Origin of the sequence: Novosphingobium sp. 17-62-19 (genome assembly GCF_002256775.1) — a bacterium.
Classification (GTDB): domain Bacteria; phylum Pseudomonadota; class Alphaproteobacteria; order Sphingomonadales; family Sphingomonadaceae; genus Novosphingobium.
The window spans coordinates 1-17,314 of the sequence record NZ_NCII01000078.1; the positions used below are offsets into that span (position 1 = coordinate 1).

The window sequence follows — 17,314 nt, forward strand, 5'->3', positions numbered from 1 at the left end:
TCGGCCTTGTGCTTCATCGCCACGTCGTAAACCGAGCCAGCCTCGGCGCCATAGCGCGAGAAGCCGCCTTCGGTGCCGGGGACCATTTCGTTCTTGATGCGGATGTTGGCAAAAGTGCCGCGCATCATCACTTCGTGGTGGCCACGGCGCGCGCCGTAGGAGTTGAAGTCCGACTTGGCGACCTGATGCTCCATCAGCCACTTGCCCGCCGGGCTGTCTGCCTTGATGGACCCTGCCGGGCTGATGTGGTCGGTCGTGATAGAATCGCCGAGGATCAGCAGCGGCTTGGCTTCGATGATGTCGTTCACCGGAGCCGGCGTCATGCTCATGCCTTCGAAGTACGGCGGGTTGGCGACGTAGGTCGACCCGGCGCGCCACGAATAGGTTTCCGAACCCGTGACATTGATCGCCTGCCAGTGCGCATCGCCCTTGTAGACGTCGGCATAGCGGGCCTGGAACATGGCGCGATCCATGCAGCCTGCCATCGTGGTGGCAACTTCGCTGTTCGAAGGCCAGATGTCCTTCAGATAGACGTCAACGCCGTCCTTGCTCTTGCCGATCGGCGTGGTGGTGAAGTCCTCGATCACCGTGCCCTTGAGCGCATAGGCAACGACCAGCGGCGGCGAGGCAAGGAAGTTTGCACGCACGTCGGGCGAAACGCGCCCTTCGAAGTTGCGGTTGCCCGAGATCACGGCAGCAGCCACCAGACCGTTGTCGTTGATCGCCTTGCTGATCGGCTCGGCCAGCGGGCCGGAGTTGCCGATACAGGTGGTGCAGCCATAGCCCACAAGGTTGAAGCCCACCGCATCGAGATGCTCCTGCAGGCCCGCACGCACAAGGTAGTCGGTAACAACTTGCGATCCCGGTGCCAGCGAGGTCTTGACCCAAGGCTTGGGCTTGAGGCCCAGTTCGTTGGCCTTCTTCGCTACCAGACCCGCTGCCACCAGCACGCTGGGGTTCGATGTGTTGGTGCACGAAGTGATAGCCGCAATCGTCACGTCGCCATCGCCGATGTCGTAGTCCGTGCCCGCCACCGGAACGCGCTGCTGCGCCTTCTTGTAGGTGTTTGCCATGTCGGCGTTGAACACGTCGTCCACTTCGGGCCTGCTCGCGGGCATAGGCTTCGACCAGCGCGATCTGCGCTTCTTCACGGCCTGTCAGGCGCAGGTAATCCAGCGTCTTGTCGTCGATCCCGAAGAAGCCGCAAGTTGCGCCATATTCCGGTGCCATGTTGGCCAACGTCGCGCGGTCAGCCAGCGAAAGCGCGGCAAGGCCGGGGCCGAAGTATTCGACGAAGCGGCCCACCACGCCATGCTTGCGCAGCAGGTTGGTGCAGGTCAGGACGAGGTCGGTCGCGGTCACGCCTTCCTTCAGCTCGCCGGTGAACTTGAAGCCGACAACTTCGGGGATCAGCATCGATACGGGCTGGCCCAGCATCGCGGCTTCAGCCTCGATCCCGCCAACGCCCCAGCCCAGCACGCCAAGGCCGTTGACCATCGTCGTGTGGCTGTCGGTGCCAACGCAAGTGTCAGGATAGGCAACCGTGACACCATCCTGATCGGTCGAGGTCCACACCGTCTGCGCGATGTTCTCGAGGTTCACCTGATGGCAGATGCCGGTACCCGGAGGCACGGCGTAGAAGTTGTTGAGGCTTTTCGAACCCCACTTGAGGAAGTCGTAGCGCTCCATGTTGCGCTGATATTCGATTTCCACGTTCTGTTCGGCGGCCTTGGGGTGGCCGAACTCGTCCACCATCACCGAGTGGTCGATCACCAGATTGACCGGCACCAGCGGGTTGATGCGCGAGGTATCGCCGCCCAGTGTGGCAATGGCATCACGCATCGCAGCCAGATCGACCACGCAAGGCACGCCGGTGAAATCCTGCAACAGCACGCGCGCAGGGCGATACTGGATTTCCTTGTTGGTGTCGGTGGGGTTCTTCTGCCAGTCGATCACCGCCTTCACATCATCGGTCGATACGGTGAAGCCGCCGTCCTCAAAGCGCAGCAGGTTTTCCAGCAGCACCTTCATCGAGAAGGGCAGGCGCGAAATGTCGCCATACTTGGCTGCGGCCTTGCTGAGCGAATAGTAGGCGAAATCCTTGCCGCCCACGCTCATCGTGCTGCGGGTGCCGAGTGTATCCTGTCCGACCTGGGTCATGGCTGTGCGTCTTCCCTCTGTGTCGCGGCCGCAGCGCGATAGTGCCACGCGGGGAATAGCCTGGGCGTCAAGCCCGATGGCTGCGCGGCGGTTTACGGCCTGAAAGCCTGTGCGCGATGCGCGTAAACCGGCCATGCGTCAAGGGCGGGAAGCCGCCATTTTCGCAGTTGCGGCACAATTTGACGCGCATTTCACCGTATTGATTTTCAATAGCAATAGCGTGCCATCAAGACGCCGCTGCACCGCCCCGTGTAGCATAAAGGCACCCTGCCACGATCAGCGAAACACCCATCAGCATCGGCATTGTCACAGGCTCGGCAAAGGCGATCCAGCCCACGATGGCAGCCCAGATGAACGCGGTATATTCCAGCGGCACCAGCACTTGCGCTTCGGCCTGGCCATAGGCCCAACTCATCAGCATGATGGAAACTGCCGAAAGCGCGGCAGAAACGAGCACCAGCGACCATACCTCGCTGCTTGGAAAGGGGGCGAACCACCATGCACCCAGCCCAAGGAAGAGGAACGTCACAAGTGCCTGAAAAAACGCCACTTCCTCAGGCCGTGCCAGCAGCGCCTGCTGGCGTTGCAAAACAAGGTTCCATGCATAAAGCACAGCGGAAACCAGCGTGGCGATAAGGCCCTTTACCGCCTCGGCATCGGCAGGACCATCGAACTTGCCGCCTGCAATCACGGCAACGCCCAGCAGCGCCAGCACCGAACCACCGATGGCTGCGGGCCGTACTTTCTCTCCCAGCAGCAGCGCTGCCAGATAGAGTGCGATCAGCGGTGCGATGAATGACAGCGCGATGCCCTCGGCAAGCGGCAGGCGGACGAGGCCGTAGAAGAACAGCACAGCCATGACCGAGGCAACAACACCGCGCAGCACATGCACTTTCAACACGGCGGGTGCAGGCCAGCCTTGCCCGCGCCACAGCCACAGCGGAAACATCATCGCCGCCCCCGCCAGACCGCGCCAGCACATCGCGGCATAAGCGCCCACCGCGATCGATGCAGCCTTCATCACGCCGTCCATCACCGAAAACAGCCCCAGTCCCAGCATCGCAGCCAGAATGGGAAGCAAAACGCTCGGGACCGAAATGACGGGCTTTTCGTTCATGCCACAGGCCATAGGCAAACGGGTTGCAACGTGAAACTACCTTCTCGCTGACGGCTGCAATTCAGCCTGTAGCAAGGCACGATGCTTGATCGTAGGGAATGCTTGGGGCAGGACACTTGAAACAGCGATGGCACGGCGAACATCGCCGGAATGATCGAACAGGGAATTTGTGAACGTGAAGCGTAAGATCGAAGGAGCCGGCCTTTCCGGCAACGCGGGCGTCGCGCTTGTGCTCATGGCCGCGATGCTCGCGCATGTTCCTGCCTTCGCCCAAAGGGCTGCCGTGCCCGCCCCGGTTGCTGCTCCCGTCGATCTGACCAAGCAAATTCAGCCCACTACGCCCGTCCCGCCGGTCGTCGCTGCCCCCGTTGCGCCTCAACCCGTTGCGCTCCCCCACTGGACGCAGGCCGATGCGCAGGCATTGCTTGTGGCGATCAAGGCTGTCGGCAGCGAAGGGCTGTTCCCTAAGGATTACCAGCCCGAAGCACTCTCCGCAGCGATTGTGCAGGGTGAGGGCGAGGAATTGGACAAGACCGCCACGCGTCTGTTCAGCTGGATGATCGAAGATTTGCGCGATGGCCGCACACCGATGACCGCACGTGTGCAGTGGTTCGCGGTTGATCCCGATCAGGATCGCAATCCCACCCAACTCATCATCGCTTCGGCGCTGGAAAAACATGACATTCAGGGCGCGCTCACCGCCCTTCTACCCACCCACCCCGATTATGCCGCGTTGAAGGACGCCCTGCCCAAGGCCACCACGCCCAAGCAGTCTGCGCAGATCCGCGCCAACATGGACCGCTGGCGCTGGCTTGCCCGTGATCTCGGCTCGCAATACCTGCTCACCAACGTGCCCGAACAGATGCTGCGGCTGACCGTGCGCAACAAGATCATCAAGAGCTACAAGGTCGTGGTGGGCAAGCCCGGCCGCACCGCCACGCCACAGCTGGCCGAAACGGTCGAAGGCGTGATCTTCAATCCTACCTGGACCGTGCCGCAGTCGATCGTCGTGGGCGAAGGGCTGGGCGCGCGGTTGGTCAACAATCCGAAACAGGCCGAGCGCGAAGGCTACAAGGTCACCAAGGCCGCCGATGGTACGATCTATGTCGTGCAACAGCCTGGCGACAACAATTCGCTTGGCCGCATGAAACTCGACATGCCCAACGAACACGCGATTTTTCTCCACGATACGCCCAGCAAGGCTGCATTCAACCAGCCGGTCCGCGCGCTCAGCCACGGCTGCATTCGTGTGCAGGGTGCTACCGAACTGGCCATGACGATGGGTATCCTCGGCGCAGGTATGACGCCCGATGATGCCGTGGCTGCACACAACTCGCGCGAATACACCAAAGTGCCGATGACCAAGACCTTCCCGGTCTACATCACCTATTTCACGGTCGCGCGTGATGTGGATGGTATGCTGCGCTCGTTCAACGACGTTTATGGCCGCGATGCCCCGGTGATCGCCAGCCTCGCCAAGCCCCGCCAGGTGCACACCGCACAGCGCAAGAGCACCGAGGAAGTGATCAAGCTGGATAATCCATTGTGAGTTGGCCACTCTGAGGACGAGACTGAGCGTCTGCCAGCGCAAGGCGCGCTACCAAAGCCGCGAGGATGCCACCGAGGCCGCGCTGAAAAGCGGCCTCATCCTCCACGCTTACCAGTGCGACCGCTGCTTCCGCTGGCATCTGACCAGTCGCACAAAGGGGCGGCGGGTGGCGCACCGCTGATCCTCCCCATTTTTCCGCAGGACAAATGGGGAGGGGGACCGCCCGCGCAGCGGGTGGTGGAGGGGGAAAGAACCCCTCCGTCAGTCACCTCCGGTGCCTGCCACCTCCCCGTTTGTGCCTCTGGCAAAAACAGGGAGGAGTATGATGGCTACCCCAACCCGAGCCGGTCCGCGTAGATCAGCCGCCCGCCGGACAAATGCCACAGCGCTTCGTTGAAGTCCGCCTCGCCCATCGCCAGGCACCCGTCAGACCGGCCAAGCTTACCCCACTTGGCCAGCATGTCCTCATTGGCGTACCACGCCGGATGCAACACGATCGCACGGTCCAGCGCGTTGGAATTGTCGGGCATCAACCCGCCCAGCCGGATGGAGGTGCCGTACTTGCCCTTGTACCATTCATAGGTGACATAGGCCCCGCGTGATGTGGCAAGGCTGCCCACTTCGTTGGAAAAGGTCTTGAGGAACCCGTCATGCTCCGGGTCTGATCCGCGTCCGTGGGCGACAAGGAATGACCGCACTCTGCCGCTTTCCAGATTGGCAAAGTGGAAGCGCGGCAGTGACGAAGGCATGGCGAAATCGGCGATCCCGACAATATCGGTGCGCCACAGCGCGGCGCGATGCTGCTCGACCTTTTCCTTGGCCAGTTCCAGCACGCGGCGGTGCTGATCGTTCGGATAGTAGACCGCAGCCGCCACACGCGCTGGCACAACTGCGGCAACGGCGCTTGCCGCAACGCCTGCCAGAACCGTTCTCCGGTCAACTTTCAGGTTTTCTGCCTTGATGCTCATAACCAGTCCCGTACCACGCCGCCCCCTTCTCGGGCGTGAACAGCGAGTAGTCTACCCATTTGCGCCAGAATTTCCAGCCTGTGCGCCCGGTTGCGCGCCAAGCTGGACCAAAGCGGCCCCATCCACGCGCATCACCGTCCACTCATCCATGAACCGCGCGCCGAGCGATTTGTAGAACCCGATGGCAGGTTCATTCCAGTCCAGCACCGACCATTCCAGCCGCGCACAATCCCGCTCCACCGCCAGTGCCGCCAGATGCGAAAGCAGCGCCTTGCCAAGCCCGGACCCACGCGCCGCAGGCCGCACAAACAGATCTTCCAGATAGATCCCCGGCTTGCCTTCGAAGGTCGAGAAATTGTGGAAGAACAAGGCAAAACCCTGCGCCACGCCATCAACCTCGCCAATCACCACTTCGGCATAGGGTCGCGCGCCAAACAGCTTTTCGCGCAGTACCGCTTCTTCGAACCGCACTTCGTGGGCGAGCTTCTCATAGTCTGCTAGAGCGCGAATCAGGCTGGCGATCAGAGGCACATCGTCGGCACAGGCGGGGCGGATGGTGATGGTCATGATCCAAACTCTGCCTCAAGATCACGGCGAGCATCGATAACGCGAACGATGCGCACAACACGCGAATCATCGTCAACGTCGTAGAAGATCAGATAAGGCGTCCTTAGGAAGGCCCTCAGCCCCAAGCGCAAGTCGTCCCGCGATGGACCGATCCGTGGATGATCTGCAAGGACGGTCATCGCCTCCGCTATCCGCTGCACTTGCCGGTCGGCGGTTGCTTCGTCTTCAACAGCGATAGTTTCCCAGATTTGCAGCAAATCGTCGCGCGCCGCGTCAGCGCGTTCAATTCTGAAAGTCATGCAATTGTGGAATTCATGGCAGGCGTTCAGTCAGTCTTCTGCGCCCCTCTGCAATGATCGCGTCAACGCCTTCCCACGGCTCGAACCCGCTTTGATAGCCTTCCTCGATCAATGCTCGAAGTCTGGCCAGTTGTGACTCGCGCCTTTCCTGCCATGTGCGCAAGGCGACTGCCACGACCTCCTCAATTGAAGGGAACTCACCTCCAGCAACTGCGCTTTTGGCACTGTCGAGCAACTCGGCTGGAATATTTACGGAAAGTTTTTCGAGCTTGCCCATAACGTCAGTCTAACAAGTTACGTTTGGCCAATCCAGTCCCTACTCGGCCGCCTCGGTCACGTTCCCCGCATCACTGGTCGCAGCTTCCATCTCGGCGGCTTTCTTTTCTACCAGCGCCACGACGTGTTCGAGCATGTCTTCGGACTGCACGGTGTGGTCGGTCACGCCGGAAAGGTAGACCATGTGCTTACCGTTGCCGCCACCGGTCAGGCCGATGTCGGTCTCGCGCGCTTCGCCGGGGCCGTTGACCACGCAGCCCAGAACCGAGAGCGAGAGCGGGGTCTTTATGTGGCTGAGGCGGGCCTCCAGCGCTTCCACCGTGCGGATCACGTCGAACCCCTGCCGCGCGCAACTGGGACACGAGACGACGCGGACGCCGCGCGTGCGCAGGCCCAGCGATTTCAGGATTTCAAAGCCGACGCGCACTTCCTCTTCCGGCTCGGCCGAAAGCGAGACGCGCACGGTATCGCCGATGCCTGCCCAAAGCAGGTTGCCGATACCGATGGAGGACTTGACCGTGCCGCCGATCAGCCCGCCCGCCTCGGTAATGCCCAAGTGCAGCGGACAATCGACCACGTCTGCAAGGCCCATGTAGGCGGCGACGGCGAGGAACACGTCGGAAGCTTTGACTGCCACCTTGTATTCGTGAAAATCGTGGTCCTGCAGCAGCTTGATATGGTCGAGCGCAGATTCCACCAAGGCTTCGGGGCAAGGCTCGCCGTACTTTTCCAGCAGGTCCTTCTCAAGGCTGCCCGCGTTCACGCCGATGCGGATGGCGCAGCCGTTGGCCTTGGCGGCACGGACCACTTCGGCCACGCGCTCGCTGCTGCCGATGTTGCCGGGATTGATGCGCAGGCAAGCCGCGCCCGCATCGGCGGCTTCAAGCGCGCGTTTATAGTGGAAATGGATGTCCGCGATAATCGGGATGCGTGCAGCCTTGACGATCTTGCCGAGCGCCGCTGTGCTTTCAACATCGGGGCAGGACACGCGAATCAGGTCAGCGCCCGCATCCTCGCACCGGCGGATCTGGTTGATCGTGGCAACCGGGTCAGACGTGAGGGTGTTGGTCATGGTCTGCACCGTGATCGGCGCATCGCCGCCAACGGGAACCGCGCCAACCATGATCTGGCGGCTCTTGCGACGCGCGATATCGCGCCAGGGACGGATTGAGGACATGGCCCGTCTATAGGCGCGAACGGTGAATCCTGAAAGGCACCTAGATGCACCTAACAGCACCTAGACGCACCAAAGTGCGTTTAAACTGGCCCTGCGAACATGAATTCAGGGTCTATATGGTCCCCAACGGCGAATGTGATGTCGGCAACTTTGTCCAACCCGTAGCGCCGGTAGAATCGCTGGGCTTCCGGGTTGTGTGCATAGACCGAAAGCTGCATTTCATCCGCCCGCCACCCGCGCGCCTCCGCGAACGCCCAATCCATCAACCGTGCGCCGTGGCCGCGTCCGATCAGGTCGGGGTCGGTGTAGAGTTGTTTCAACTCCATCGGCGCTTTGGCGGGTGTGTGCTTGGGTAAGGTGCTGGTGCGCACGATCTTGCAGAAGCTGGCGAGTTTGCCCGCCTCTTCGATCACTGCGATCTTCATGTCGGGATGGGCGAGTTGCGCCGTGACGGTCGCTTCGGAGTGCGATTCTTCAAGGAATTGCGCAAGGTTTTCAGCGTTATAGAGATGGCCGAACTTGGCCACAAAGGCGCGGCGGCCAAGATCGGACAGCGCAGGGATATCGGCAGCAAGTGCAAGGCGGAGAGTCATCGCTCCGCCTTACCCGGCCAATGACAGCAATTCCAAGCCTGTCAGCCCGCCTTTTCGGCTTTCACCTTGGTATAGGGCACGAACTGGCCGAGGCCCACCGAGCCGCGCCAGAAGCCGGCGGTGCGGTCAATCATGCGCACAATGTCGACGTTGCACAGCTGCGAATTCCACGGCGTGGTCAACATGATGTCATTGTCGTCGAGCGAGGAAGCGCCTGATTCCGGACGGTTTACCCAGATCGTGTTGCCCGTTTCGTAGACGATGGCGGTCTTGTCGTAGATGCGGGTGTTCGTGACGCGGGGCAGATAGAGGCAATTGACCGGCTCTCCGGCAACGCGGCCTTCGAGCGTCTTGGCAAGCTTTTCTTCAGGCGTTTGACGCGGCTTGGCGTCGGCGGCGACTCCGGCAAGGAGCAGCGATCCGGCGGCCAGTGCCGCAGCGATTGTGCTGGCGGTTTTCGTCATGACTGGCACTTCCTTTCGATTCGGTACGTCATCGATAGCGCGGATCGGCTTAACCCGCGCTGACCACATAACGTCGCAGGCCGCGCAACCCTTCGTCAGCCGGTGCCGCCCACGGTCAGCCCTTCGACCAGCAGGGTCGGCTGCCCGACGCCTGCAGGTACGCTCTGCCCACCCTTTCCGCAGACGCCGACGCCTTCATCGAGCGCGAGGTCGTTGCCGATGCCGGTGACTTTGGTGAGACAGGTGGGGCCATCGCCGATCAGCGTGGCGCCCTTGATCGGCGCGCCCAGCTTGCCGTTTTCGATGCGGTAGGCCTCGGTGCAGGAGAACACGAACTTGCCGCTGGTGATATCGACCTGACCGCCGCCGAAGGACTTGGCGAAGATGCCGTTCTTGACGCGGCTGAGCAGTTCGGCCGGGTCGTCGTTCCCGGCGCGCATGAAGGTGTTGGTCATGCGCGGCATGGGGGCGTGGGCAAAGTTTTCGCGCCGCCCATTGCCGGTGGGGGCCACGCCCATCAGCCGCGCGTTCAGGCGGTCGTGGATGTAGCCCTTGAGGATGCCGTCTTCGATCAGCACGTTTTCCTGCGTGGGCGTGCCCTCATCATCGATGGAGAGCGAGCCGCGACGGCCCTGCCCATTCACGCCAAGGAGCGTGCCATCATCAACCACGGTGACGCCGGGAGCGGCCACACGCTCGCCAATGCGGCCAGAGAACGCGCTGGTGCCCTTGCGGTTGAAATCGCCTTCAAGACCGTGGCCGACTGCCTCATGCAACAGCACACCGGGCCAGCCGGGGCCGAGCAGGACAGTCATTTCGCCAGCAGGGGCGGCGACGGATTCGAGGTTCACCAAGGCCTGCGCCAGCGCTTCATCAATCGCGCGGTTCCACGTTTCGGGGGCGAACAGATCGTCATAGAGGCGGCGGCCGCCGATACCGAAGGAGCCGGTTTCGCGCCGCCCGTTCTGTTCTGCCACAATGGAAACGTTGAGCCGGACCAGCGGGCGCACATCATGCGCGACAAAGCCATCGGCGCGGACAATCTCCACCACCGACCATGATGCAGAGAGCGAGGCGGAAACTTGCGCAACGCGCGGATCACGGGCGCGGGCGGCGGCGTCGATTGATTCGAGCAGCTTGACCTTGGCTTCGAAAGGCACGGCATCGAGCGGGGATGCTTCGGTATAGAGGTGACGATTGCTGTTGCGCGGGGCGGGTGCGGGCTGGCCCTGCGCGGGATTGAGCAGCTTGAGCGTTTCCCCGGCACGCGCGATGGCGGCAGCGGAAATCTCGTTGGCGTGGGCAAAGCCGGTCATCTCGCCCGAAACGCCGCGCAGGCCGAACCCCGCATCGCGCGAATAGTCGGCGGTTTTCAGACGGCCATCATCAAAGCCGAAGCTCTCGCTGGCGATGAACTGCAGGTAAAGCTCGCCATCGTCGCACGATTTCAGCGCATTGGCGGTCAGGGTCTGCGCTTCAGCCGGGGTGAGCAGGCCGGAGCGGTAGAGCAGCGAGCGGGTGTCGATATCGGTCATGGGACCGATATAGGGTGCGCGGGGGCCGGGGGGAAGGCCGGTTGTCGGCGGGTGGGGCTGTGACGCGGACATCCTTCGACAAGCTCAGGATGAGCGGATCTTTTTTGGCTACGTCTGATTAATCAACCCGCTCATCCTGAGCTTGTCGAAGGACGGGTTTAAGCTGCCTTTGCGGTATCCGCCGGGCCGCCCTTGAGCACGAAGCGCTTGTCGCAATAGCCGCATTCGACAAAGCCGCGTTCGTCAATTTCCAGCCAGACGCGCGGGTGGCCAAGCGCCACGCCGCCGCGGATATCGGAAGCGCCATCGCATTTGACGCGGTGGTGATCGGTAAGGACGGTTTCTGGTGCCTGCATCATGCCGCTGCGGCTAGCAAATCTGCGGCGTTCAGACAATTGCGTTTTGGCGCGTGGTGGTGCAGGCAGCGGGGCATGTCTGCATCTGAAAATCCCGCCCCCGCCATCCGTATCCAAGATCTGGTAAAGCGCTATGCGCCCACCGGAAAGTCAGCCGGCAAGCTGGCGCTCGATGGCGTTAGCTTTGATGTGCCGCAGGGGCAGATCTTTGGACTGCTGGGGCCAAATGGCGCGGGCAAGTCCACGCTGATCAATACCTTGGCCGGCCTTGTCATGAAAACATCGGGCACGGTGGAGATCTGGGGCCACGATATTGACCGCGATGTGCGCAACGCCAAGGCCTCCATCGGGATCGTGCCGCAGGAAATCGTGTTTGATCCGTTCTTCACACCTGCCGAGGTGCTGGAGATTCAGGCGGGCCTTTATGGCGTGCCCAAATCGATGCGGCGCACGATGGAACTGCTGCGCGCGGTACATCTTTCGGACAAGGCCGATGCCTATGCCCGTTCACTTTCGGGCGGGATGAAGCGCCGTCTGCTGATTGCCAAGGCGATGGTCCATGCCCCGCCGGTGCTGGTGCTGGACGAGCCGACCGCAGGCGTGGACGTGGAACTGCGGCGGCAATTGTGGGAACTGGTGGGCGAGATGAACCGTGACGGGGTGACCGTGGTGCTGACCACGCACTACCTTGAGGAAGCCGAAGAGCTGTGTGACCGCATCGCCATCATCAACCATGGCAAGCTGATCGCCAACAAGCCGACGCGCGAACTGGTGGACATGGCGCGTGAAAAAATCGTGGTGCTGACGCTGGACCGCGATGTCGATGTTGCACCGCAACATCCGGTGTTCCTGAAAAGCGTTGCTCTGGGCGAGCGGCAGGTCGAGATCGGCTATGACAAGGACAAGATGAATGCGGGCGAAGTGATGAGCCTGGTGCAGAGGCAGGGCTATGCTATTGTCGATGTTTCGACGCGCGAGGCCGATCTTGAGGATGTTTTCGTGACGCTGACCAGCCAACCCCGATAAATTGGGCGATTACTTGCCCTTTTAAGCTAGAAGCATTTATTCTGACTTGAAATACGGGATATACTTGGTCGTCTCGCGACGCCAGCCCCCTGTATCGCGACGACGAATTTCCGCTTTGCAATGTTTGCATTCTCCAACGAATGCAAACCCTGTCCACTTCACGGACTTGCGCGTCGGTCTATGCCGATTAAACAAGCACATAATTCTTGAGCCGAACATTAGCCCCCCGTTCGAGTACATGTTTTGCAAGCGCTGACAAATACCATGCTACGTTTGCGAATGATAGCTACATCATTGTTAATATGTATTAAAATTAACATGTAATTTTATGCGCGTGATGTTACCAACTATTCCGTTGTCTGCGGTCATGCACTTTTCACTTTTGCCAGAAGCCGCTAGTGGTCCGCCTCTTGCCAATTGCGGACCCATCCTGAGCGCCTACGGATGCAAACGCCAATGTTAATTCGAACGGGCCCCCAACAAGCGGTCTGACGCAAATTGCCTGATGCATGGCAAAAAGGACGGATGGGACAGAGATGGAAACACCGGGGTATGATGTCCTGATAATCGGTTCAGGTGCGGCAGGGCTGACTGCTGCGCTGGTTCTGGCCGAAAAATGCCGCGTGCTGGTGCTGGCCAAGGGCGGGCTGGATGGCGGATCAACCAACTGGGCGCAGGGCGGGATCGCGGCCGTGCTGGATGCGGGCGATACTTTTGATGACCACATCCGCGACACGATGATCGCCGGTGCTGGCCTCAACCGCCGCGAAACCGTGGAATTCGTGGTCGAGAACGCGCCACAGGCGATCCACCGGCTGGAAGAGCTGGGCGTGCCCTTCAACGCCGAGGCGGGATCGCTGCACCTGACGCGCGAGGGCGGGCATTCGCACCGGCGCATCGTGCACGTCGATGATGCTACCGGGGCGGCGGTGCAGAAGGCCTTGCTCAAAGCCGCGCGCGAACATCCCAACGTGACGTTGCTGCCGGGACAGACCTGCATCGACCTGATTACCGGGCGGCATGAGGCGGCGCGCTATTCCGGGTCAGGCCGCGTGTGGGGCGTCTATGCGCTGGACGAGGCGACTGGCAAGGTGGAGGCGCATACGGCCCGCGCAACGATTCTGGCGACCGGCGGAGCGGGGCGCGTCTACCAATTCAGCACGGCACCGCGCGGGGCGACGGGCGATGGCATTGCAATGGCGTGGCGGGCAGGTGCGCGTGTTTCCAACATGGAGATGATGCAGTTCCATCCGACATGCCTGTACCATCTGGAGGTCAAGAATTTTCTGATTACCGAGGCCGTTCGCGGTGAGGGCGGGCGGCTGATCAATCCGCGCACCGGCAAGCGCTTCATGGCGCGTTACGATGCCGAGCGGATGGAACTGGCCCCGCGCGATGTGGTGGCGCGGGCTATCGATGCCGAGATCAAGAAGTTCGGGCTTGATTATGTGCATCTGGATATCAGCCACATGCCAGCGGACTTTGTGCGCGGGCATTTTCCCAACATCTATGAAAAGTTGATCGGGCTTGGGATCGACATGACCACGTCGCCGATCCCGGTGGTGCCTGCGCAGCACTATACTTGCGGCGGTGTGCTGATCGATCTGGACGGGCGGACGGATCTGCCGGGGCTTTATGCCGCCGGGGAATGCACTGAAAGCGGGCTACACGGGGCGAACCGGTTGGCGTCCAACTCGTTGCTGGAATGCTTTGTGTTCGGCGATGCGGTGGCGCGCGATATTCTACGGCGCTGGGAGAGCTTTGACGCCCCTCCGCCGGTTCGGGCGTGGGACGAAAGCCGGGTTACCGATTCCGATGAGGAAGTGGTGATCAAGCAGAACTGGACCGAGATACGCCGGTTCATGTGGAACTATGTGGGGATCGTGCGCACCGACAAGCGGCTGGAACGCGCGGCGCATCGCATCGCCATGCTGTCTGACGAGGTGGCTGATTACTATGGCCACTTCCGCGTGACGACGGACCTGATCGAGCTGCGCAACCTGTTGCAGAGCGCAGAGCTGATCGTGCGTTCGGCGCGCGCGCGGCATGAGAGCCGGGGGTTGCACTATACGCTGGACTATCCGCAGACCGATGCCGAGGCGCGCGATACCGTATTGGTGCCTTGAAGGTTACGCGGCTTCGGCTTCCACGAATTCAGGATAGAACACCGGCGGGCGTGTGGACCACCCGTGGGCCGTGGCGGCGGCTTCGCTGATGGACTGGAGCAGGTGTCGGCGCCGGTCCGGGCGGATCATGGGCAGCGCTGCGGCTCCGCAGAAGGCACCGGGCAACCAGGGCCGGGCCTCTGCACCCAGCAGGCGTTCATAGAGGAAGCGGTAGGCAGAAAAGCCGGTGAGGCGGCCTTGCGCCAGATCGAAGGCGGAGAGGCGGATCAGCGTGCCCATGAAGGGTTCGAGCGAGTCCAGCCCTTCGACGTTGGGAAGCAACTGGCGCAGCAGCGGGATTTCGGCATAGAGCGCGGCCTGCTGGCGGATGGACATGACTTCATCGCCCGTGCGCGCCCAGCGTTTCTGCGCATCGCCCCGGCCCAGCGCAATGTCCAGACTGCGGCGGATGTAACGCTGTTCGCACGCGGCGAAGCTGGCGAATTCGCGCATTTCGGAAATGGTCATGCCGCTTGCGTCGCACCGAGCCATCGTCTTGCCCTCCTGCCGCGTGGGGCAAAGACCCCTTGCGACAGGTGCATGATGGCAGATCGTGGTTAATTCTCCGTAACCATTGCCGCCTGCGTGAACCCTCACGCGGTAGTAACGATCACGAGAAGGCGCTGTAGGCACCGTACAGGCTGGTGAGCGTGAGGATGGTGCCGACCATAATCAGCATGGCCTTGGCCGGGATGTGCTTTGCCGCCCATGCGCCGAAGGGTGCCGCCGCGATACCGCCGATCAGGAAGCCGAGTGTTGCGCCTGCAAGGTCTGCCACGCCGATCTGCCAGATGAACGTGGCCGAGACGGTGAGCGTGAGGAAGAATTCCACCGTATTGACCGTGCCCACCACCTTGCGCGGATCTGCGCCCTGGATCAGCAGGTTGGAGGTGACCACCGGTCCCCAACCCCCGCCGCCGACTGCATCCAGGAAGCCGCCGGCGAGGCCGAGCGGTGCGACGTGCTTGGCCTCCCGGATCCTGGGTGGATAGAGAATGCCGCGCATCAGAAGGTAGACGCCAATGCCGGTGAGGTAGAGCAGCACCCACGGTTTGACCACCGAGGCATCGAGAGAGGTCAGCGCATAGGCTCCCAGAATGCCGCCTGCCATGCCGGGCAGCAGCAGGCGGAAAAACAGCTTCTTGTCGATATTGCCGTGGATCAGGTGGCTTATGCCCGATGTGGCGGTGGTGAAGCATTCGACGATATGCACCCGCTGCGAGGCCAGCGCGGGCGGCACACCCAGCACGCCCACCATCAGCGTATTGGCAATGACGCCAAACGCCATGCCGAGCGCGCCGTCGACCATCTGCGCGGCAAACCCTACCGCGATGAACGGGAAGAGCGCGGCGAAATCGAAACCAGCCAGAAAATCCATCGCGAATCCCACCCCTGTTGCGAGGGGAGGGATAGGCCGATTTAATCTCTACTAAAAAGGAAGAATTTAAACTCTACCATAAAGGGAGAGTTTTTTGCGACGAACTGCTTTTCAGGCCTTACGGCGATAGCGGAAGTACCACACCTCGTGGCCGTAGACCGTGCGAGCCTTGTGTTCGTAGCGCGTTTCGGGCCAGCCACCGGGGCGCACCTGAAAGTCTTTCGCTTCACTCGCCAACCAGTCGAACTGGTGCTTGTGGCGGCGCATCACCATCAGCGCATGGCGCAAATAGACGTCGTGATCGGTGCCGAAGCGGAACTCTCCGCCGGGGCGCAGCTTGGCAGCGATGAGATCGAGCGGGCCATCGTTCATCATGCGGCGTTTGGCATGGCGGGCCTTGGGCCAGGGGTCGGGGTGGAGCAAATAGACGAATGACAGCGCGCCATCGGGGATGCGGCGCAGCACTTCCAGTGCATCGCCGTGATGGATGCGGACGTTGCCGAGCGGGGCGGATGCTCCGTTGTCACCGGAAACGTGCGTCAGAGCCTGCGCCACGCCATTAAGGAAGGGCTCGGCCCCGATGAAGCCGTGATCGGGCAGCATGTCGGCGCGGAAGGCCATATGCTCGCCACCGCCAAAGCCGATTTCGAAGTGTAGCGGGCGAGATTCACCGAACAGTGCCTCTGCCGTGATCGGCCCTTCGGCAGGCATGGAAATCTTGGGCAGCAGATCATCGACCAGGCCCTGCTGGCCCTGCCGCAACGGCTTGCCCTTGGCGCGGCCATAGAGGCGGTTGATCGTGGTGGGATCGCCGGGTTTGTATGCAGTCATAAGGCGGGCCGATGGCAGGACCGACCGCACCCGTCAACGAAAACGGGCACAAACAAAAGCGGCCCGCCGGGGAGGGTGGGCCGCTTCTCAAGGGCGGCAATCGGGGCTGGGAAGGATCAGGCCGCTTCGGTTGCGCTCATGTCATCAGGATCGCGCAGCACGTAGCCGCGGCCCCACACGGTTTCGATGTAGTTCTCACCACCGCAGGCATGGGCAAGCTTCTTGCGCAGCTTGCAGATGAACACGTCGATGATCTTGAGTTCCGGTTCGTCCATCCCGCCATAAAGGTGGTTGAGGAACATTTCCTTGGTCAGCGTGGTGCCCTTGCGCAAGCTGAGCAGTTCCAGCATCGCGTATTCCTTGCCGGTCAGATGCACGCGGGCGCTATCGACTTCGATCGTCTTGGCGTCGAGATTGACCGAAAGCTTGCCGGTGCGGATGACCGACTGCGAATGGCCCTTTGACCGGCGCACCACAGCGTGGATGCGGGCGATCAGCTCTTCGCGGTGGAAGGGCTTGGTCACGTAATCGTCGGCACCGAAGCCGAACGAGCGGACCTTGGAATCCATTTCGGAAATGCCCGAGAGGATCAGGACTGGGGTCTGCACTTTGGCGACGCGCAATTTCTTGAGCACATCGTAGCCGTGCATGTCCGGCAAGTTGAGATCAAGCAGGATGATGTCGTAATCATACAGCTTGCCCAGATCTAGGCCTTCTTCGCCAAGATCGGTTGAATAGACGTTGAAGCCTTCGGTCGTGAGCATAAGCTCGATCGCCTTGGCCGTGGTCGGTTCGTCCTCGATCAGCAGTACACGCATTGATCGCCCCTTGTTTGCCATGCCCCAGTAGGGTT

General features: G+C 61.6%; 17 protein-coding genes and 1 pseudogene. 3 read left to right on the forward strand and 15 right to left on the reverse strand.

The window, feature by feature from the left end:
* Together B7X90_RS13710 and B7X90_RS13715 are read right to left on the reverse strand one after the other, a co-directional pair.
* Positions 1 to 2,160, reverse strand: a pseudogene (locus B7X90_RS13710) (aconitate hydratase); the annotation flags it as partial.
* A 226-nt stretch (positions 2,161 to 2,386) separates the two neighbouring features.
* Entirely contained in the window at positions 2,387 to 3,277 is an 891-nt protein-coding gene (locus tag B7X90_RS13715; RefSeq protein WP_292625310.1) for a DMT family transporter, read from the reverse strand.
* 235 nt (positions 3,278 to 3,512) lie between these two features.
* Between B7X90_RS13715 and B7X90_RS13720 the strand changes: the two genes are divergently transcribed.
* The gene (locus B7X90_RS13720; protein WP_292625336.1) at positions 3,513 to 4,826 is read left to right on the forward strand and encodes a L,D-transpeptidase family protein; all 1,314 of its coding nucleotides are present in this window, start codon (positions 3,513 to 3,515) and stop codon (positions 4,824 to 4,826) included.
* 329 nt (positions 4,827 to 5,155) lie between these two features.
* Here the strand turns inward: B7X90_RS13720 and B7X90_RS13725 are convergent, their stop codons facing one another.
* The 9 genes from B7X90_RS13725 to B7X90_RS13765 all read right to left on the reverse strand — a co-directional run bounded on the left by B7X90_RS13725 (position 5,156) and on the right by B7X90_RS13765 (position 11,064).
* A complete protein-coding gene (locus B7X90_RS13725; protein ID WP_292625312.1) occupies positions 5,156 to 5,794 on the reverse strand; it encodes a murein L,D-transpeptidase catalytic domain-containing protein in 639 nt (212 codons plus the stop codon).
* Between the two features lie 51 nt (positions 5,795 to 5,845).
* Complete coding sequence (locus B7X90_RS13730; RefSeq protein WP_292625313.1) at positions 5,846 to 6,361, reverse strand: GNAT family N-acetyltransferase; 516 nt, start codon at positions 6,359 to 6,361, stop codon at positions 5,846 to 5,848.
* On the reverse strand, positions 6,358 to 6,660 hold the full coding sequence (locus tag B7X90_RS13735) for a type II toxin-antitoxin system RelE/ParE family toxin (RefSeq protein WP_292625314.1): 303 nt from the start codon (positions 6,658 to 6,660) through the stop codon (positions 6,358 to 6,360). The genes B7X90_RS13730 and B7X90_RS13735 overlap by 4 nt, the downstream gene beginning before the upstream one ends.
* Positions 6,661 to 6,673: 13 nt before the next feature.
* Positions 6,674 to 6,937, reverse strand: a complete 264-nt coding sequence (locus B7X90_RS13740) for a type II toxin-antitoxin system ParD family antitoxin (protein WP_292625315.1) — start codon at positions 6,935 to 6,937, stop codon at positions 6,674 to 6,676.
* Positions 6,938 to 6,976: 39 nt separating this feature from the next.
* On the reverse strand, positions 6,977 to 8,113 hold the full coding sequence (ispG, locus tag B7X90_RS13745; RefSeq protein ID WP_292625317.1) for a flavodoxin-dependent (E)-4-hydroxy-3-methylbut-2-enyl-diphosphate synthase: 1,137 nt from the start codon (positions 8,111 to 8,113) through the stop codon (positions 6,977 to 6,979).
* Between the two features lie 80 nt (positions 8,114 to 8,193).
* Positions 8,194 to 8,706: a GNAT family N-acetyltransferase gene (locus B7X90_RS13750; protein ID WP_292625319.1), complete on the reverse strand. Its 513-nt coding sequence runs from the start codon at positions 8,704 to 8,706 to the stop codon at positions 8,194 to 8,196.
* Positions 8,707 to 8,747: 41 nt separating this feature from the next.
* On the reverse strand, positions 8,748 to 9,170 hold the full coding sequence (locus B7X90_RS13755; protein ID WP_292625321.1) for a hypothetical protein: 423 nt from the start codon (positions 9,168 to 9,170) through the stop codon (positions 8,748 to 8,750).
* Between the two features lie 95 nt (positions 9,171 to 9,265).
* Positions 9,266 to 10,705, reverse strand: a complete 1,440-nt coding sequence (tldD, locus tag B7X90_RS13760; RefSeq protein WP_292625323.1) for a metalloprotease TldD — start codon at positions 10,703 to 10,705, stop codon at positions 9,266 to 9,268.
* Positions 10,706 to 10,863: 158 nt separating this feature from the next.
* On the reverse strand, positions 10,864 to 11,064 hold the full coding sequence (locus B7X90_RS13765; RefSeq protein ID WP_292625324.1) for a zinc-finger domain-containing protein: 201 nt from the start codon (positions 11,062 to 11,064) through the stop codon (positions 10,864 to 10,866).
* A gap of 72 nt (positions 11,065 to 11,136) precedes the next feature.
* On the opposite strand from B7X90_RS13765, the gene B7X90_RS13770 reads away from it, so the two are divergent.
* Together B7X90_RS13770 and nadB are read left to right on the forward strand one after the other, a co-directional pair.
* Entirely contained in the window at positions 11,137 to 12,087 is a 951-nt protein-coding gene (locus B7X90_RS13770) for an ABC transporter ATP-binding protein (RefSeq protein ID WP_292625326.1), read from the forward strand.
* Between the two features lie 536 nt (positions 12,088 to 12,623).
* The gene (gene nadB, locus B7X90_RS13775) at positions 12,624 to 14,213 is read left to right on the forward strand and encodes an L-aspartate oxidase (RefSeq protein WP_292625328.1); all 1,590 of its coding nucleotides are present in this window, start codon (positions 12,624 to 12,626) and stop codon (positions 14,211 to 14,213) included.
* Between the two features lie 3 nt (positions 14,214 to 14,216).
* Here the strand turns inward: nadB and B7X90_RS13780 are convergent, their stop codons facing one another.
* The 4 genes from B7X90_RS13780 to ctrA all read right to left on the reverse strand — a co-directional run bounded on the left by B7X90_RS13780 (position 14,217) and on the right by ctrA (position 17,279).
* The gene (locus tag B7X90_RS13780; protein ID WP_292625330.1) at positions 14,217 to 14,744 is read right to left on the reverse strand and encodes a hypothetical protein; all 528 of its coding nucleotides are present in this window, start codon (positions 14,742 to 14,744) and stop codon (positions 14,217 to 14,219) included.
* Positions 14,745 to 14,862: 118 nt separating this feature from the next.
* Positions 14,863 to 15,630 carry a sulfite exporter TauE/SafE family protein gene (locus tag B7X90_RS13785; protein ID WP_292625332.1) on the reverse strand — a complete coding sequence of 256 codons (768 nt, stop codon included), beginning with the start codon at positions 15,628 to 15,630 and terminating at the stop codon, positions 14,863 to 14,865.
* A gap of 111 nt (positions 15,631 to 15,741) precedes the next feature.
* On the reverse strand, positions 15,742 to 16,461 hold the full coding sequence (locus B7X90_RS13790) for a tRNA (guanine(46)-N(7))-methyltransferase TrmB (protein ID WP_292625334.1): 720 nt from the start codon (positions 16,459 to 16,461) through the stop codon (positions 15,742 to 15,744).
* 116 nt (positions 16,462 to 16,577) lie between these two features.
* Entirely contained in the window at positions 16,578 to 17,279 is a 702-nt protein-coding gene (ctrA, locus tag B7X90_RS13795; protein WP_292625337.1) for a response regulator transcription factor CtrA, read from the reverse strand.
* Positions 17,280 to 17,314 lie beyond the last annotated feature (35 nt).

What these genes read in the sequence shown, in the direction of transcription:
- B7X90_RS13735 (WP_292625314.1), bottom strand. Translation starts at nt 6,660, where the DNA reads ATGACTTTCAGAATTGAACGCGCTGACGCGGCGCGCGACGATTTGCTG.
- B7X90_RS13790 (WP_292625334.1), bottom strand. Translation starts at nt 16,461, where the DNA reads ATGACTGCATACAAACCCGGCGATCCCACCACGATCAACCGCCTCTAT.
- nadB (WP_292625328.1), top strand. Translation starts at nt 12,624, where the DNA reads ATGGAAACACCGGGGTATGATGTCCTGATAATCGGTTCAGGTGCGGCA.
- B7X90_RS13770 (WP_292625326.1), top strand. Translation starts at nt 11,137, where the DNA reads ATGTCTGCATCTGAAAATCCCGCCCCCGCCATCCGTATCCAAGATCTG.
- tldD (WP_292625323.1), bottom strand. Translation starts at nt 10,705, where the DNA reads ATGACCGATATCGACACCCGCTCGCTGCTCTACCGCTCCGGCCTGCTC.
- B7X90_RS13765 (WP_292625324.1), bottom strand. Translation starts at nt 11,064, where the DNA reads ATGATGCAGGCACCAGAAACCGTCCTTACCGATCACCACCGCGTCAAA.
- B7X90_RS13720 (WP_292625336.1), top strand. Translation starts at nt 3,513, where the DNA reads ATGGCCGCGATGCTCGCGCATGTTCCTGCCTTCGCCCAAAGGGCTGCC.
- B7X90_RS13715 (WP_292625310.1), bottom strand. Translation starts at nt 3,277, where the DNA reads ATGAACGAAAAGCCCGTCATTTCGGTCCCGAGCGTTTTGCTTCCCATT.
- B7X90_RS13755 (WP_292625321.1), bottom strand. Translation starts at nt 9,170, where the DNA reads ATGACGAAAACCGCCAGCACAATCGCTGCGGCACTGGCCGCCGGATCG.
- B7X90_RS13725 (WP_292625312.1), bottom strand. Translation starts at nt 5,794, where the DNA reads ATGAGCATCAAGGCAGAAAACCTGAAAGTTGACCGGAGAACGGTTCTG.
- B7X90_RS13780 (WP_292625330.1), bottom strand. Translation starts at nt 14,744, where the DNA reads ATGGCTCGGTGCGACGCAAGCGGCATGACCATTTCCGAAATGCGCGAA.
- B7X90_RS13740 (WP_292625315.1), bottom strand. Translation starts at nt 6,937, where the DNA reads ATGGGCAAGCTCGAAAAACTTTCCGTAAATATTCCAGCCGAGTTGCTC.
- B7X90_RS13730 (WP_292625313.1), bottom strand. Translation starts at nt 6,361, where the DNA reads ATGACCATCACCATCCGCCCCGCCTGTGCCGACGATGTGCCTCTGATC.
- B7X90_RS13750 (WP_292625319.1), bottom strand. Translation starts at nt 8,706, where the DNA reads ATGACTCTCCGCCTTGCACTTGCTGCCGATATCCCTGCGCTGTCCGAT.
- B7X90_RS13785 (WP_292625332.1), bottom strand. Translation starts at nt 15,630, where the DNA reads ATGGATTTTCTGGCTGGTTTCGATTTCGCCGCGCTCTTCCCGTTCATC.
- ctrA (WP_292625337.1), bottom strand. Translation starts at nt 17,279, where the DNA reads ATGCGTGTACTGCTGATCGAGGACGAACCGACCACGGCCAAGGCGATC.
- ispG (WP_292625317.1), bottom strand. Translation starts at nt 8,113, where the DNA reads ATGTCCTCAATCCGTCCCTGGCGCGATATCGCGCGTCGCAAGAGCCGC.